15 protein-coding genes are annotated in these 15865 nt (G+C 64.0%); 7 read left to right on the top strand and 8 right to left on the bottom strand.

The window, feature by feature from the left end:
* The first annotated feature begins 33 nt into the window (after positions 1–33).
* Positions 34–615, top strand: a complete 582-nt coding sequence (locus tag BLR66_RS08510; protein WP_093283277.1) for an LON peptidase substrate-binding domain-containing protein — start codon at positions 34–36, stop codon at positions 613–615.
* 457 nt (positions 616–1072) lie between these two features.
* On the opposite strand, the gene BLR66_RS08505 is transcribed toward BLR66_RS08510, so the two are convergent.
* On the bottom strand, positions 1073–3088 hold the full coding sequence (locus BLR66_RS08505) for a bifunctional DedA family/phosphatase PAP2 family protein (RefSeq protein ID WP_093283273.1): 2016 nt from the start codon (positions 3086–3088) through the stop codon (positions 1073–1075).
* Positions 3089–3432: 344 nt separating this feature from the next.
* Here BLR66_RS08505 and BLR66_RS08500 point away from each other — a divergent pair, with 344 nt between their 5' ends.
* Together BLR66_RS08500 and BLR66_RS08495 are read left to right on the top strand one after the other, a co-directional pair.
* On the top strand, positions 3433–4251 hold the full coding sequence (locus BLR66_RS08500) for an SDR family oxidoreductase (RefSeq protein ID WP_093283268.1): 819 nt from the start codon (positions 3433–3435) through the stop codon (positions 4249–4251).
* Between the two features lie 35 nt (positions 4252–4286).
* Complete coding sequence (locus tag BLR66_RS08495) at positions 4287–4724, top strand: VOC family protein (RefSeq protein WP_093283265.1); 438 nt, start codon at positions 4287–4289, stop codon at positions 4722–4724.
* 62 nt (positions 4725–4786) lie between these two features.
* Here BLR66_RS08495 and BLR66_RS18870 read toward each other — a convergent pair whose 3' ends face one another.
* A complete protein-coding gene (locus BLR66_RS18870; RefSeq protein ID WP_143014589.1) occupies positions 4787–5488 on the bottom strand; it encodes a hypothetical protein in 702 nt (233 codons plus the stop codon).
* A gap of 723 nt (positions 5489–6211) precedes the next feature.
* On the opposite strand from BLR66_RS18870, the gene BLR66_RS08490 reads away from it, so the two are divergent.
* The 3 genes from BLR66_RS08490 to BLR66_RS08480 all read left to right on the top strand — a co-directional run bounded on the left by BLR66_RS08490 (position 6212) and on the right by BLR66_RS08480 (position 9913).
* Positions 6212–7915: a S8 family peptidase gene (locus BLR66_RS08490; RefSeq protein ID WP_176943799.1), complete on the top strand. Its 1704-nt coding sequence runs from the start codon at positions 6212–6214 to the stop codon at positions 7913–7915.
* A 197-nt stretch (positions 7916–8112) separates the two neighbouring features.
* Entirely contained in the window at positions 8113–8652 is a 540-nt protein-coding gene (locus tag BLR66_RS08485; RefSeq protein ID WP_093283252.1) for a cysteine hydrolase family protein, read from the top strand.
* A gap of 25 nt (positions 8653–8677) precedes the next feature.
* A complete protein-coding gene (locus tag BLR66_RS08480) occupies positions 8678–9913 on the top strand; it encodes an acetylornithine transaminase (protein ID WP_093283247.1) in 1236 nt (411 codons plus the stop codon).
* A gap of 166 nt (positions 9914–10079) precedes the next feature.
* Here BLR66_RS08480 and BLR66_RS08475 read toward each other — a convergent pair whose 3' ends face one another.
* The 4 genes from BLR66_RS08475 to thiE all read right to left on the bottom strand — a co-directional run bounded on the left by BLR66_RS08475 (position 10080) and on the right by thiE (position 13868).
* A complete protein-coding gene (locus BLR66_RS08475; RefSeq protein ID WP_093283242.1) occupies positions 10080–11204 on the bottom strand; it encodes a trans-sulfuration enzyme family protein in 1125 nt (374 codons plus the stop codon).
* The gene (locus BLR66_RS08470; RefSeq protein ID WP_093283237.1) at positions 11194–11826 is read right to left on the bottom strand and encodes an HAD-IA family hydrolase; all 633 of its coding nucleotides are present in this window, start codon (positions 11824–11826) and stop codon (positions 11194–11196) included. The genes BLR66_RS08475 and BLR66_RS08470 overlap by 11 nt, the downstream gene beginning before the upstream one ends.
* Entirely contained in the window at positions 11823–13115 is a 1293-nt protein-coding gene (gene hemL / locus BLR66_RS08465) for a glutamate-1-semialdehyde 2,1-aminomutase (protein WP_093283231.1), read from the bottom strand. Before hemL ends, BLR66_RS08470 begins: the two co-directional genes overlap by 4 nt.
* Before the next feature lie 111 nt (positions 13116–13226).
* Entirely contained in the window at positions 13227–13868 is a 642-nt protein-coding gene (gene thiE / locus BLR66_RS08460; RefSeq protein ID WP_093283228.1) for a thiamine phosphate synthase, read from the bottom strand.
* 67 nt (positions 13869–13935) lie between these two features.
* On the opposite strand from thiE, the gene BLR66_RS08455 reads away from it, so the two are divergent.
* A complete protein-coding gene (locus BLR66_RS08455; RefSeq protein WP_093283224.1) occupies positions 13936–14127 on the top strand; it encodes a rubredoxin in 192 nt (63 codons plus the stop codon).
* A gap of 94 nt (positions 14128–14221) precedes the next feature.
* Here the strand turns inward: BLR66_RS08455 and BLR66_RS08450 are convergent, their stop codons facing one another.
* Both BLR66_RS08450 and BLR66_RS08445 read right to left on the bottom strand, forming a co-directional pair.
* Positions 14222–15067, bottom strand: a complete 846-nt coding sequence (locus BLR66_RS08450) for a SirB1 family protein (protein ID WP_093283221.1) — start codon at positions 15065–15067, stop codon at positions 14222–14224.
* Positions 15068–15326: 259 nt separating this feature from the next.
* The gene (locus tag BLR66_RS08445; RefSeq protein WP_093283217.1) at positions 15327–15767 is read right to left on the bottom strand and encodes a DUF192 domain-containing protein; all 441 of its coding nucleotides are present in this window, start codon (positions 15765–15767) and stop codon (positions 15327–15329) included.
* Positions 15768–15865 lie beyond the last annotated feature (98 nt).

Raw genomic sequence — 15865 nt, 5'->3', positions numbered from 1 at the left:
CATGGCAATGGTGGGCCAAGGCCCACCCTACCGATGACATGCATGACCGAGTCGCTGCCGTTGTTTCCGTTGCATACCGTGTTGTTGCCGGGCGCGTCGCTGGGCTTGCGCCTGTTCGAGCGCCGCTATCTGGACATGGTGCGCGATTGCGGGCGCAATGGGCACGGCTTCGGCGTGTGCATGATCCTGGCCGGCAATGAGGCCGGGGTACCGGCCACGCCCGCCGCCTTCGGCACCGAAGCGCTGATCGAGGATTTCGATACCGGCGACGATGGATTGCTCACCCTGCAGGTGCGCGGCGCGCGGCGTTTCCATGTCAGCCGCACGCGTGTGCGTGACAACGGCCTGATCATGGGCGAAGTGGAATGGCGCGAAGCCGACTTGGACGATCCGCTGCGCCCGGAACACGCGCTGCTGGCCACGGTGCTGCAGCACTTCCTGGAGAAGATCGGCGGCGAACACAGCAAGGTCAGCAATGCGCGTTTCGACGATGCGGCCTGGGTGGGATGGCGGCTGGCCGAATTCCTGCCGCTCGAGGATGCGCAGCGATTGTCGGTGTTGCAGGAGGACGATGCGCACGAACGCTTGTCGATGCTGTTGCGGATGATGCCTTGAGTGTTCGCCTAATCGGGGTCGAGATAGCTGAAGGCTTTAGAAGTCAGGTCGTCATGTCGCCATGCTTCTGCTTCGCTTTTGATTGTGACCTGAAACCCCGTGAGATGCGGCAAGCAGGTCAGGCAAACCCCGCAGGGGCGGCGCACATGGATGTGCGCCGTTTCCGGAGGCGCAGGATGCGCCTTACGGAAATTCCTGACCTGCTTGCGGACCCGGCGGCTTTATCGCCGGGCGCATCGTTAGGGTGTGTTTCTTTGGTTACTTTCTTTGCACAAGCAAAGAAAGTGACTCGCGCGTAGCGCGGCTTTCAACAGCCGAACGGCTGGTCAACGCTCTTGCTCTGAGCTGAAAGATGGCGCCAAGAGCGCCCCCATCCGCCTTCGGCACCTTCCCCCGCAAGCAGGGGAAGGGTTCTTTCTCGAAGATGGCTGAGCCCGCGAAAGTCCCGCGGTTACCTCTACTTCGCAGTGCGATCCGTCCGGATCCGCAACACAGGTACCTGCGACTCAGGATGCAAAGCGACCCGCTGCTCCATCCCCTCGGTCGCTTCGGTCAACGCTTCCAGCGACGAGCCGGCCTCGCGCAACGGCCGCCACATGCCGACTACTTCGAAGGCACGCCGGTGCTGCAGCGTCTGCACGCTGCCGATCCACAACGGCAGCGCCTTCTTGCCCGGGCCGTCCGGCGACAACATTACCGGCGTAGCCCACAGCCGCAGCGCCAGCATCTCGCCGGGCTGCGGTCCGTCGCGCAGCATCAGCAGGCTTTCCGCGCGGGTATCCAGGGTGGCCGGTAGCACCGGCTGCCGTTGTTCGGGAAGATCGCTATCCAGCAGGTTGAGGGCCTGTTCCCAACCGGCTTCGTCCTGCATCCGCCAGCCCTTCGCCTGCAACTGCGCGCGCAGGGGAGCCAGCGGGCCGGCGACCTGCACATCCAGCGGCCAACGCTGTTCGTCGTCGAACTCGTTGCGCCGTGCGGGCTGCCGCTGCCAGTCGTTTTCCCACCAGTCTTCCAATGGAGTCGAGGTGGTGAATTGAATGACTTCAAATTGCGCCAGCAGCGGCGCGATGTTGCGCGGCGCGTGCCAGAGCGCCGCCACGGCGATGGCGCTGTAGAACAACCACGCCAGCGGCTTCATCCACAGCGAGCGGACGGTGCGGCGCCGGTAGGCGATGCCCAACACCAGCAGCCAGACGATGCCGAACAGCATTCCGCCGATGACGTCGCTCAACCAGTGCGCGCCCAGGTAGATGCGTGCGAAGCCGATCAACGCCACCACTAGGCCCGACACCAGGTAAGGCCAGATGCGCCGGCGCCCCGGCAGCTCGCGCGCGATCAGCACGGCAAAAAAGCCGAAGGTGATCGTGGCCATGGTGATGGTGATCGAAGGGAAACTGAAACCGCTGCCGACCGCGGGCGGGCGCGGAAAATCCACCGACACGCCCAACCAGGCGGTCAAGGCCAGGCCGAAGGCCAGCGCCGCCAGCCAGTGCGCCGCCGCCATCCAGCGCTTGCGCCAGGCCAGATACAGCAGCACCACCGCCGCAGCTGGGGTCAGTACTTCCCAGTCGCCCAGCGACGCAAGCGCGGCCAGCGGGTAATCGGCCAGCGGATTGCGCAAGGCCTGCATCGCCTGGTGGATGGCCAGGTCTACGCCCAGGGGTTCGCCATGCCCCAGCACCAGCGCCAGGAAGGCGAACCAGATCCAGCCCATGGCCAGCAGCATCACGCCCAGCAAGGCCAGCGGCACCGATTCGCGCCGCTGCGGGTCGAATACGGCCATCGAATAACGCCCCAGCACCGGGTGCTCGTGCGACCAGGCTAGCGCGCGCGCGAGCAGCGAGTCGGCATGCGCGGCAAACCAGCGATAGGTGTACAGCACACCCGCCCAGGCCACGGCGATCACTGCCAGCACCAATGCCAACACCAGCGCCAACCGTCCGGCGACCGCAGCCACCGCATCGTAGGCCTCGCCCAGCACCCATCCCGGGGCCAGGAACAGCACCGCCCAGCTGAGCGCGGCGATCAGGCTGGCCGGCAGATAGCGGCGCCACGGCATTGACAGCATCCCCGCGATCGCCGGCACGAAAGGGCGGATCGGCCCCACATAGCGCGCTATCAGGATGCTCTTGAGCGCATTGCGGCGGAACATCGTCTCGCCGCGATCCAGCAGTTGCGGATACTTGCGGAACGGCCAGTGATTGCGCAGCTGCGGTCCCCAGCGTCGGCCGATCTGGAAGCTGATCGCATCGCCGGCGAACGCACCTGCCGCCGCCGATACCACCGCATACGGCCCGGACAGTTCGCCCAGGCCTATCAGCATGCCCACGGCGAACAACAGCGGCAGCGCCGGCACGATCGCGCCCAGCACGATCAACGCATCGCAGAACGCGATGGCGAAGATCACGGCCCCCGCGGCCACGGGATGCGCAGTGATCCAGGCCAGCAGGTTGTCGAACCAGGAAGGATTCATTGCCGCCGATTATAAGGTGCGCGCCCAGGCCAAGCCTGGAGTGTGGGTTTAGACTGTGACCAGGCGTCGGGTATGGGACATTGATGTGTGGGTGGTGGTTCCTTCGAGTCGGTATTGGAACCCGAACCCCGGTTATCGTCATCCCAGCGAACGCTGGGATCCATCTTGATCTTGGCGTGAACCCGACGAGAGAACTTAAAAGCAAAGCAACATCAAAATGGATGACCAGCCATTCGGCTGTTGAAAAGCACTTCCAGCGTTCGCTGGGATGACGTCCGAGCGGCGACAGGCAGCGCAAGCATGTGGGTCTACCGCCCCAACAACACCGCACCACAGGACCTCGCATGACCACCCTCGCAGGCAAAACCCTCTTCATCACCGGCGCCTCGCGCGGCATCGGCCTGGCCATCGCGCTGCGGGCCGCGCGCGACGGCGCCAACGTGGCCATCGCAGCCAAGTCGTCGGTGCCCAACCCGAAGCTGCCGGGCACCATCCACACTGCTGCCGAGGCGGTGAACGCCGCTGGCGGCCAGGGCCTGGCGCTCAAATGCGACATCCGCGAGGAAGACGAAGTGAAGGCGGCGGTCGCCGCCACGGTGGATCTTTTCGGCGGCATCGACATCCTGGTCAACAACGCCAGCGCCATCTGGCTGCGCGGCGCGCTGGATACGCCGATGAAGCGTTTCGACCTGATGAGCCAGGTCAATTCGCGCGGCAGTTTTCTGTGTGCGCAGGCCTGTCTTCCGCATCTGCTGGCGGCGCCCAATCCGCATATCCTCACGCTTGCACCGCCGCCGTCGCTGGATCCGAAATGGTGGGGGCCGCACACCGGCTATACGCTGGCCAAGATGGGCATGAGTTTCGTCACCCTGGGTCTGGCGGCGGAGTTCGGGCCGCAAGGCGTCGCGGTCAATGCGCTGTGGCCGCGCACGCTGATCGCCACCGAGGCGCTGAACATGATTCCCGGCGTGGACGCCGCCAACGGCCGCAAGCCGGAAATAATGGCCGACGCCGCGCACGCCGTACTCACGCGCGGGGCCGCAGGATTCTCCGGAAATTTCCTGATCGATGACGAAGTATTGGCCGAGGCCGGCGTCACCGATCTTTCGAACTACGCGGTCGATCCTTCCAAACCGCTTTATCCCGATCTGTTCCTCGATTGAGCAGACGACTCAACGCCATCGGAGCCCCCGTCACGATGAAATACCTGCATGCCATGATCCGCGTCCACGACCTGGACGCCACCGCCAAGTTCTTCACCCAAGGCCTGGGCCTTGCCGAAACCCGACGCATCGAAAACGAAGGCGGACGCTTCACCCTGGTCTATTTCGGCGCGCCCGCCAATCCAGAAGCCGAAATCGAACTGACCTACAACTGGCCGCCCGCCGACGATTCGCCCGCCGAGGACTACGGCAGCGCGCGCAACTTCGGCCACCTGGCTTTCGAAGTCGACGACATCTACGCCACCTGCGCGCACCTGCAATCGCAAGGCGTCGTCATCAACCGTCCGCCACGCGACGGCCGCATGGCGTTCGTGCGCACGCCCGACCTGATTTCCATCGAATTGTTGCAGAAAGGCGGACGCCTGCCGCCGCAGGAGCCGTGGCTGTCGATGCCAAACACTGGGGTGTGGTGACGACAGTGGAGTGGTCTTCCAGGGTCGGGCATGTGAATGGCTGACCGGGAAAAGGCTGGTGATTAATCTACCGTGATCGTGTTGTTATTCCTGTCGGTCGAGAAAAACACCCGATACGTTGCAGGATCATTCGGGGTTGGTGGTGGGAAAGCTCGAACTATTGCCGAATATATGCCCACGCCTCTTTCGCTTCCCGCCCCGAGGAGCATAGTGGTAAATCTCCCCTCATCCATGGGGCTGCCGTTAAAAGAAGCTGCGCATACAGTGAGTCCGCATGCCAATTTGTTTAGAGAAACTCCTGTGTCGGATGACTTCAGGGAAGACCTAAGGATTTCCTCGTATAGCTTGCTGATCTGGGTTGCATCCGGGTCGGTGTAGCTTTCGGTTCTCAGCCGGTCGAGAACGCGATCAAATTCGTCCACTCCAATGATCGCGTTGATGTATCCAGTCTTTAATCCGCCGGGAGAAACCAGCAATGATTCTACTGGTCGGGGTCGTTCGGTTGGAGTTGAGTGTGCGGAAGAAGTGGCAGGGGCTACATTCTCGGAAGCTTTAGTCTTCGCCGCACTCGAGGACAGCCCATTGTCGGTGGAGCCGCTTTGCCGATCCTCGCCAGCGCTGACTGAAGATTCTGTGTTCAGTGGAGAATCGGTTTGTGCACCAAACAGCGTGGTTCTAACGCCCCGTATATCCGTCGCAAAGGTGTAAATGATCGCGATCGCAGCTACGATTGTTAGTGCGAAGATTACTTTTGTTTTGTGCATGGGCTGTCCGGTTAGCGGTGCTGGTTTATGAAATCAAGGAACCATTATGGACCCAGGACCTTTCACGATCATCGCAACCCAGCCGAACTTGCTATCTCTGACACTTAATTGCCCATTGCTATTGGAAGACACTACGCAAGAGTTCTGGCAAACAAAAGTATTTCCGTTAACTTCGACCGACTGTCTAGCAAGCGCTTTATTCATATTGGCAAGGGAGGCGATAGCCAAGACGCCGAATATGATTGCGACGCCAATTGTGCGATTCCGTAACATTTCTCATCCTTGTTAGTGCCGCTACCTTGCGGCAAGACAAAGATGTGCTTTCTTTCTGGGGGAAGTCAACTCCGTGTGTGCTGTTCAATCAAGAAAATCATCTGCGGGCTCTGAGCATTGTTGGATGGCTCACAGTAGTTCGTAGGATTTGGTTGTTTAAGCGGAGCTCTATATGGATTGATGAAATTTCGCACGGTGTGTCTTAGGCCAATTTTCACCAGAAATAAAATAACGTGGGAAATGCTGCAAATAGGTTCGTGTCGTGGAGATTGAGCGATAACGGTTTATCTGTAAGTAAAAGCACACTTGCATCGCAACGTGCGATGCAACGTTCACGGCGTAGTAGGCTCGTGACGCGTCTTCGACGCGCGTCGTTCCGTCGTCCTTCAGGACGGATTCCATCCCTTTACAAGGAAGAGCAAACCTATGTCGTTTGTATCAAATCGTCGTATGCGTATGCATGCATTGTCCTTCGCTACCGCCGTTGCGGTCTCGCTGATCGCCGCGCCCGCCATGGCCGGCAGGGTCGATCTTGCGGGTCTGAGTTCCGGGCAGGCCTATGACCAGTTCATCGTCGGCTATCGCAGCGGAAGTCCGGAGCGCGGCAGCGTTTCCAAGGCGAAAGAGTCGCTGGTGCGCGCCGCATCGGCGCAGGTAGGTGGCAAGGCGCTGGCTCTCAAGCATCTGCGCCGCATGGGCATCGGATCTGACGTGGTGCGTATCGACCGCAAGCTGGACCGGGTGGAAGCCGAATCGCTGATGCGCCAGATCGCTGCCGATCCGGATGTGGAGTACGTCGAAGTCGACCGGCGCATGCATGCGTTCCTCACTCCGAACGATACCTATTACCTGCCACGCCAATGGGATATGTACAAAACGTGGGGTATCCGGGCCGACCATGCCTGGGATGTCACGCAGGGCGCTGGCGCGGTGGTGGCGGTGATCGATACCGGCATCACCAACCACAGCGATCTCAACGCCAATATCCTGCCGGGCTACGATTTCATCGGCGATGTGACCGTCTCCAACGACGGCGATGGACGCGACAGCGATCCGAACGATCCTGGCGACTGGGTCGCTGCCAATCAGTGCGGAGGTTCGCACCCGGCGCAGAATTCAAGCTGGCACGGTACCCACGTTACCGGCACCATCGCGGCAGTCGCCAACAACGCACAAGGCGTGGCGGGGGTCGCGTACGCGGCCAAGGTGGTTCCGCTGCGCGCTTTGGGGACCTGCGGAGGTTATGACTCCGATATCGCCGATGCGATCACCTGGGCAGCCGGCGGCAGCGTGCCCGGCATTCCGGCCAATCCGAATCCCGCCGAGGTGATCAACCTCAGCCTGGGTGGGCAGGGCGCCTGCGGCACGACCACCCAGAGCGCGATCAATACCGCAGTGGGCCTGGGTGCGACGCTGGTCATTGCGGCCGGCAACAGCAATGCGAACACCGCCGGCTTCTCGCCTGCCAATTGCAACCAAGTCATCGCGGTCGGAGCCACTACCAACGCTGGGACACGTCCGGACTTCTCCAACTACGGACCCGCCGTGGATCTGGCCGCACCTGGGTCCGGCATCTTTTCCACAAACAACAACGGTACGACCGCTCCGGCAAGCGAGTCCTACGCCAGCAAGAGCGGAACGTCGATGTCGGCCCCGCACGTGGCAGGCGTGGCCGCGCTGGTCCAGTCGATCTCCACGATTCCCAAGACACCGGCGCAGATGGAAGCCCTGCTCAAGTGCACGGCTACCCCATTTCCGTCGACGGCCTCACAGCCCATCGGTACAGGCATCGTGAATGCCCGGAGCGCGGTCAACGTCGCCTTGAGCATGCCGCTGAGCGTTAGCGGCAACGGCGGCGCCGTTCCCGCCCAGACGGTGGGCGTGCGTACGTTGCTCGCTCCGGGACCGGGCAACGCGTCCTGCAACACGCAGATCTTCGTGAGCGCCAACCCGGCCAGCCCTGGCAGTTTGCAACTGCAACTGGTCGCGCCCGACGGAACGGTCTATCCCTTGCCACCGCTGGGCGGCTTCGGCACCCAGCCGTTCACGCTGAACCTGTCCGGCGAAGTGCGCGAAGGCACCTGGAAGCTGCTCGTCAACAACGCGTCCTCGACCACGGCCCCGATGCTCGGCTGGGGCATGACCTTCAACTGATCGGGTTCTCCACGCCCAGACACGTCTCGAGCCCCGGTTTGCGCCGGGGCTTTTTCGTTTCCTGGCGCACGGCTCGTGATACGCCGCACGCATTGAGCATGGAAGGCCGATGCGGCTGCGACCCGGTGTTCGCATCTGTACAATGACCAGCACAGCCATTCGATCGCGTGCTGCGCTCCTTTTGCCGGAACCTCTCAATGAAGAACGCGCTGTTGATCATCGACGTCCAGCAAGGCCTGTTCGACGAAATCCCCGCTCCCGCCGAAGCTGATGCCGTGATTGCACGCATCAACGCACTGGCTGCGCGTGCACGGGCCAGCGACGTGCCGGTGATCCTGGTTCAACACGAAGTTCCCGGCACCCAGCTGCAGCACGGCTCGCCCGGTTGGCAGCTGGACTCCCGCCTGCAGGCCGGCTCCGCCGACCATCGCATCCGCAAGACCACGCCCGATTCCTTCCTGCGCACCGGCCTGGACGAAGTGCTGGCGTTCTCCGGCGTCGAACAGCTGGTGATCTGCGGCTACGCCACCGAATTCTGCGTGGATACCACCACCCGCAGCGCCGCCGCCCACGGCTATGCGGTGATCCTGGCGGCCGACGCGCACACCACCCAGGACAAGGCGCACGCCAGCGCCGCCCAGATCCGCATCCACCACAACGCGACCCTGCCCGACATCAGCAGCTTCGGCCCGGTGATCGAAGCCGTGCCGGCGGACCAGATCCGCTTCACCTCCTGATCCATCGCTCCAGGATCCCAATCGAATGTCCGACACCGCCGACCTGCTCGCCGCCGGCCAGCACTACTACCTCCCCGTCTACCGTCCGCGCGAAGTGATCCTGGAGCGCGGGCAGGGCGCGCGGGTCTGGGACCGCGACGGCAACGAGTACGTGGATCTGTCGGCCGGCATCGCCGTTTGCGGACTGGGCCACAACGATCCCGATCTGGTCGCCGCGCTGACCGAGCAGGCCGGCAAGCTGTGGCACACCAGCAACGTGTTCTACAGCGAACCGCCGCTGCGCCTGGCCGAGGAGCTGGTCACCGCCTCGCGTTTCGCTTCGCGCGTGTTCCTGTGCAACTCGGGAACCGAAGCCAACGAAGCGACGATCAAGCTGATCCGCAAGTGGGCCACCGCACAGGGCCGCGCGCCGGATCGTCGCGTGATCGTCACCTTCCGCGGCAGCTTCCACGGACGCACGCTGGCGGCGGTCACCGCGACCGCGCAGCCGAAGTACCAGGAAGGCTACGAACCGTTGCCGGGCGGTTTCCGGTACGTAGATTTCAACGATCTGGGGCAGCTTGAAACGGCCATGGCTGCCGGCGATGTCGCCGCAGTGCTGGTCGAGCCGATCCAGGGCGAAGGTGGAGTGATGCCGGCGGCCGAAGGCTTCCTGCGCGGCGTGCGCGGACTCTGCGACCGCCACGGCGCCTTGCTGGCGCTGGATGAAATCCAGTGCGGCATGGGCCGTACGGGCACTTTGTTCGCGCATTGGCAGGAAGGCGTCACGCCGGACATCGTCACCCTGGCCAAGGCGCTGGGCGGCGGTTTCCCTATCGGCGCGATGCTGGTAGGGCCGAAGGTCGCCGAGGTGATGCAGTTCGGCGCGCATGGCACCACTTTCGGCGGAAATCCATTGGCCGCTGCGGTGGCGCGGGTGGCGTTGCGCAAGCTGGGTTCGGCGGAGATTTCGGCCAATGTTGAAAAACAAGCGCAGGCATTGCGCGATGGCCTGGATTCGCTGAATGCGGAATTTTCGCTGTTCTCGGAAGTTCGCGGTCGAGGCTTGATGCTGGGAGCGGTGCTGAAGCCGGAATATGCGGGGCGCGCCGGAGAGATTCTCGATCACGCCGCTGCTGCAGGGCTGTTGCTGCTACAGGCAGGACCTGACGTGTTGCGGTTCGTGCCGGCGTTGAATATCACCGATGTGGAAGTCGCTGATGGCATGGCGCGCTTGCGCTCGGCTTTGTCGGTTTTCGCAAAGAACTTGCCGACACCCTAAAAGCCCCTCTCCCCTCGGGAGAGGGGTTGGGGTGAGGGTACGGCGAAGTCCATGATGGTGAACTATTCTGACTCCGCCGTACCCTCATCCGGCGCTACGCGCCACCCCGTATCGAGTACGGGGCAGGCTCTTCTCCCGAGGGGAGAAGGGTTGGAACAGCGCGCACTCAAGCTTCTTGCAAGGCTTGCTGCAGATCCGCAATCAGATCGTCGATGTGCTCCAACCCCACCGACAAGCGCAGTAGATTCTGCGGAGTAGTCGTATGCGGCCCTTCCACCGAACCGCGATGCTCCACCAGCGATTCGCAGCCGCCCAGCGAGGTCGCATTGGTGAACAGCTGCAGCCTGCCGGCCATCGCCAGCGCCGCCTCACGGCCGCCGCGCAGCTGCACGCTTAGCATGCCGCCGAAATCGCGCATCTGACGCGCAGCCAGTGCGTGTCCCGGATGCGAAGGCAGGCCCGGATAGTTCACCCGTTCCACCTGCGGCTGCGCTTCCAGAAATTCGGCGACGCGACGCGCATTGGAGCAGTGCAGGGCCATGCGCGCCGGCAGCGAACGGCAGCCGCGCAACGTCAGCCAGGCGCTGAACGGCGCCAGTACCGCGCCGGTGATGTGCAGGCGATGGGCGACGCGCTTGCAGAAATCGTCGTCGTGCTTGAATGCCAGCGCCCCGCCCAGCACGTCGCTGTGACCGCCGAAATACTTGGTGGTGGAATGCATGACGATGTCCGCACCCAGCGCCAGCGGCTGCTGCAGTACCGGCGAGGCGAAAGTGTTGTCGCAGACCAGCAGCGCGCCGCGTTCGTGCGCCAGTGCCGCCAGCGCGGCGATATCGCTGACCTTCATCAATGGATTGGAAGGCGTTTCCGCCCAGATCAGGCCCACGCCTTCGGCACAGGCGGCGCGCACGGCCGCCAGGTCGGCGATGTCCAGGCGCCGGACTTCGATGCCGCGCTCGGGCAGGAATTCCGTCGCCAGCATGCGTACGCCGGAATAGCAGTCGTCCGGGACCAGGATGCGCGTGCCGGACGGTAGCGATTCCAGCAGTGTGGTGACCGCGGCCATGCCCGACGCGAAGGTCAACGCCGTGGCGGCGCCTTCCATCGCGGCGATCGCCTCGCGCAGACGGTCGTTGGTCGGATTGCTTTCGCGCTGGTATTCGTAGTCGGCGATGCGCTCGCCCGCGGGCCCGTGCTTGAAGGTGGTGGCCAGATGGATGGGCGGCGCCAGCGCGCCGGTTTCGCGGTCGCTTTCGCCGCCGGCATGGATGGCGAGGGTTTCAAGGCGCATCGGGTTGTTCCTCCAGTAGGCCGCGCTGGAACAACTCCGCGCGCAGCAGGGTGTCGTTGAGATAGTGGTGCGCGGAAAGCCCGGCGGCGCGTGCGCCTTCGGGGTTTTCGGGTTTGTCGTCGATGAAGAAGCAGGCTTCCGGTGGCGTACCCAGTGCCTCCAGGCAAAGCAGGAACACCTTGGGGTCGGGCTTGCCCAGCCTGAATTGCGCGGAGCAGAACACGCGTTGTTCGAACAGCGGGAACAGCGGCGGGCAAATGGCGGCCAGGTTGTCCCGCAGCAACAGGTTGTTGTTGGTCAGGATGGCGACGCGCGCTTTGCGCGCCACCTGCTTGGCCATCGCCAGCACGCCTGCGTTTGCGGTCATCGCCGCCGCGCGCGCGGCGACCAGATCGGCAATGGCGACCGGTGCACCCAATCGTTTCGCCAATTCCTCGGCGTGATCCTGGGCGTCGTGCAAGCCCAGGTCGGCTTCCTGTTCCAGGCCCGATTCGAACAACGCCGCAGACACCGCGCGTTCGCTGGTGCCGGTGCGTTCGGCCAGCACGCGCAGACGCGGCGCGTGATCGTAGTGCGCCAGTACGCCGTCCAGGTCGAACAGGACCAGGGCCGGCGCGCTCATCCGGCGGCGGCGACCTGGAAGGCCTCGCGTGCGGCCGCAATGGTCTGCGCGATGATCGCTTGGTCATGCGCACTGGACATGAAGCCTGCTTCGTATGCGGACGGCGCCAGATAAACGCCGCGTTCGAGCATGGCGTGGAAGAAGCGGTTGAACGCGGCCGTGTCGCAGGCGATAGCCTGGGCGTAGGTGTCGACTTTTTCGGAAGTGAAGAACAGGCCGAACATGCCGCCGACGCGGTTGGTGGTGACAGCAACGCCGGCATCACGAGCGGCCGCTTCCAGTCCGTCGCACAACGCATGGGTAGCCGCAGTCAGCTTGTCGTGGAATCCAGGCGCCTGCACCAGCTCCAACATGGCCAGACCGGCCGCCATCGCCACCGGATTGCCGCTGAGCGTGCCGGCCTGGTAGATCGGGCCGCTGGGCGCGATCTGCGCCATCAGCTCGCGCCGGCCGCCGTAAGCGCCCACCGGCATGCCGCCGCCGATGATCTTGCCGAAGGTGGTGAGGTCGGGGGTGATGCCGTAATGCGCCTGCGCGCCGCCGAGCGCGACACGGAAACCGGTCATCACTTCGTCGAAGATCAATAGCGCGCCGTGTTTGCTGCACAGCTCGCGCAGGTGTTGCAGATAGCCTTCGCGCGGCGGCAGGCAGTTGGCGTTGCCGACCACCGGCTCCACGATCACGCAGGCGATCTCGCCGCCCAGCGATTCGAACAATTCCGTGGCGCCGTCGAAATCGTTGTAGCTCAGCGTCAAGGTCAGGTCGGCCAATGCCTTGGGCACGCCGGGCGAAGTCGGCACGCCCAGCGTCAACATGCCGGAGCCGGCCTTGACCAGGAACGAGTCGCCATGGCCGTGATAGCAGCCCTCGAACTTGACGATGCGCATGCGCCCAGTCGCGCCGCGCGCCAGCCGGATCGCCGACAGCGTGGCCTCGGTGCCGGAGTTGACCATGCGTACCATTTCGCAGGACGGCACCAGCCGGGTGAGGGTTTCGGCCATGGTCACTTCGGCCGGACAGGGCGCGCCGAACGACAGGCCGTCCTGGATCGCGCGCTGCACGGCGTCGCGCACGGCAGGATGGTTGTGGCCGACGATCATCGGGCCCCATGAGCCCACGTAGTCTATGTAGCGGTTGCCGTCCACGTCGAACAGATACGGGCCGTCGGCGCGCTGCACGAAGAACGGTTCGCCGCCCACCGACTTGAAGGCGCGCACCGGCGAGTTGACGCCGCCGGGCAGCAATTTTTGGGCGCGCGTGAACAGGGTGTGGGATTTTTCGTGGTTCATGAGTGGCCGTCGATTCGTGAAGTTTCTTTTTTGTAGGAGCGGGCCCTGCCCGCGACAGGCTCTACCGGCAAAGCCCCGTCGCGGGCAGGGCCCGCTCCTACGAAGAGCGGGTTATCGGGCGAAGCAGCGGAGGTAAGCATGGACCGCAGCTACCGCATCGGCCGCGTCGTAGACGCCGGAAATCACCGCAACCAGGTCCGCTCCGGCTTCGATCAGTGAATGCGCATTGTCCGGGGTAATGCCGCCTATCGCCACCCGCGGCACGCCCAGCGAGGCGGCCCGCGACAACAGATCTACCGTGGCCCGACGAGTCCCGGTCTTGCTGCGAGTGGGAAAGAAGGCGCCGAAAGCCACGTAATCCGCGCCGGCCGCAACGGCGGCTTCGGCCAATTGCAATTGGTCGTAGCAGGACGAACCGATGATCGCCTCCGTACCCAGCAGCGCACGCGCTGCGGCGATATCGCCGTCGTCTTCGCCCAGGTGAACCCCCGCCGCGCCGACCGCCTTGGCCAGGCGCACGTCGTCGTTGACGATCAACGGTACCCCGGCGTTTGCGCATAGCGCTTGCAGCGCTGCGGCCTGTTCGTGCCGCAAAGCCTCGCCCGCCGCCTTGTTGCGGTATTGCAGCCAGGTCGCGCCTTGCGCCAGCAACGGTGCGGTACGGGCCAGCAGCCGCGCGGTGTCGGGCTCGTCCGGGGTGATCAGGTACAGGCCGCGGGGTGCGGAGCCGGGCTGCGGCCAGCGGGAATTCATCGGCAAACTTCCGGTGCGGGGTGGGGAATGGGACAATAGGCGCCCGCTTCCCCGCCATTATCCCCCGATGACCGACGCCGACGACAGCCGTTACCAGACCTGGATGTGCGTGGTGTGCGGCTTCATCTACGACGAAGCCAAGGGCCTGCCCGAAGAAGGTCTGGCGCCCGGTACGCGCTGGAAAGACATTCCGGACACCTGGACCTGTCCGGACTGCGGCGTGACCAAGGACGATTTCGAGATGGTCGAGGTCGATTGATCTTGTAGGAGCGGGCCCTGCCCGCGACAGGCTCTACCGGTAAGGCTTCGTCGCGGGCAGGGCCCGCTCCTACAACGGCGGTTTCTATAAGTGGTCAGTGCATCCGCGATTTGCTGGTGTTCAATTCCACCAGGCGCTCGCGCAGGGCGTGCGCGTCGGCTGCTTCCGGGGCCACGTGCAGGTAACGCGCCAGATCGTGCCGCGCTCCTTGCTTGTAGTCCATTTTCAGGTAGGCCAGGCCACGGTCGCGCAAGGCCTCGGGCTGGTCCGGCGAAAGCTTGAGCACGCGGTCGGCGCTGCGCGCGGCGCGGTCCCACTCGTCGCGTTCGGCGTACACGCCGTGCAGATTGCGCAGCATGCGGATCAGGATGGCGCGGTGCGAGGCCGGGTCCAGGATGTGCATCAGCGCGTTGTCGTCGGGAATGTCGCCGCCCAGGTGCGGTTTGGCGCGTTCGCGTAGTTCGTCCGCGCCCAGCGGGCGCCCGCCGTTGAACGGATCCATCACCAGGATGCCGTCGTCCACCGGCAGCCGCACCAGGAAATGGCCGGGGAAGGACACGCCGTCCAGCGGCACGCCCAGGCGGCGCGCGACTTCTATCTGCACCATCGCCAGCGAAATGGGATTGCCCAGCCGGCGCTCGAACACTTCGTTGAGGTAGCTGTTGCGCGGGTCGTAGTACTCGTCGTGATTGCCGGTGTAGCCCAGCTCGTCGAACAGGTGCCGGTTGATAGCCGCCATCTTCAGCGGCCAGGCGTCGATGGCCTCGATCTCCGGGCGCAGGTGCTCGGCGTGGCTTTGCACCAGGGTGTCGTAGAGATCGGCGTCGAGGTCGGGATATTCGTCGCGCGCGATCAGCAGCGCGGTTTCCAGCAGGGGCACGGATTCATCGGCCTGCGCCGCCAGCGAACTCCATTCCGGCAATGTCAGTCTTACCCCCATGGCCCAAGATTGGCGTCAATTACCGCCACAATCAAGCCCTGCGGGGCAGTTCGGGCGCAATCGATTCATTGATGTCGAATCGCGGTTTGTTGCCCCGTTCGTGGTGAGCTTGTCGAACCACGCTTTTCGCCGGATATTGGAGCGTCGCTGTCTGAAGAATGCCGCCAAGAGCGTGGTTCGACAGGCTCACCACGAACGGAATGGGGGACGGGGACTTCCGTGTGTCCGTGTCCCCGTGCGTCGGGGGCGTAGCCCCGACCTACGGGAGGATGTCTTTGCTGAATTTCAGCTCGGCGCCGTTCTGCAGCTTCAGCTTCGCCGCTTCGCCGGCGTTCAGTTCCAGCACGTAGCGGGCCGGCGCGTTGCTGGGATACGGCGGGCAGGCGTTGCCGGCCGAACAGGGCGGCACGTCGCGCTGTTGCGCCACCAGCTTGCGCGCGCTGTCGAAGTACAGGATGTCCAGCGCGATCTTGGTGTTCTTCATCCAGTACGCCTGCGGCTCTTCGCGGTCGTGCAGGAAGATCATGCCGGTGCCGGGCGCCAGTTGGTCGCGGAACATCAACCCGCGCGCGCGTTCGGCGTCGTCGTCGGCCACTTCTACTTTGTAGCGCTGGCCGCCCAGTTCCACCCAGCTGCTGGCGCTAGCGCAGCCGCTGAGCAGCAACATTCCGAGAAGCAGGGAAGGACGGATCGAAGGCATGCCGGTTTCCGGAAGGACGGGACGGGCCGCTAGTGTATCGGCAAGCCGCCGCCCTCCAGAACAGGGTAGTCAGAAACGGGGCAGTCAGAAGTTGATCA

The sequence above is a fragment of the Pseudoxanthomonas sp. CF125 genome (genome assembly GCF_900104085.1).
In the GTDB taxonomy this organism is placed as follows: Bacteria; Pseudomonadota; Gammaproteobacteria; order Xanthomonadales; family Xanthomonadaceae; genus Pseudoxanthomonas_A.
This window is presented reverse-complemented; position numbering and strand designations above follow the sequence as displayed.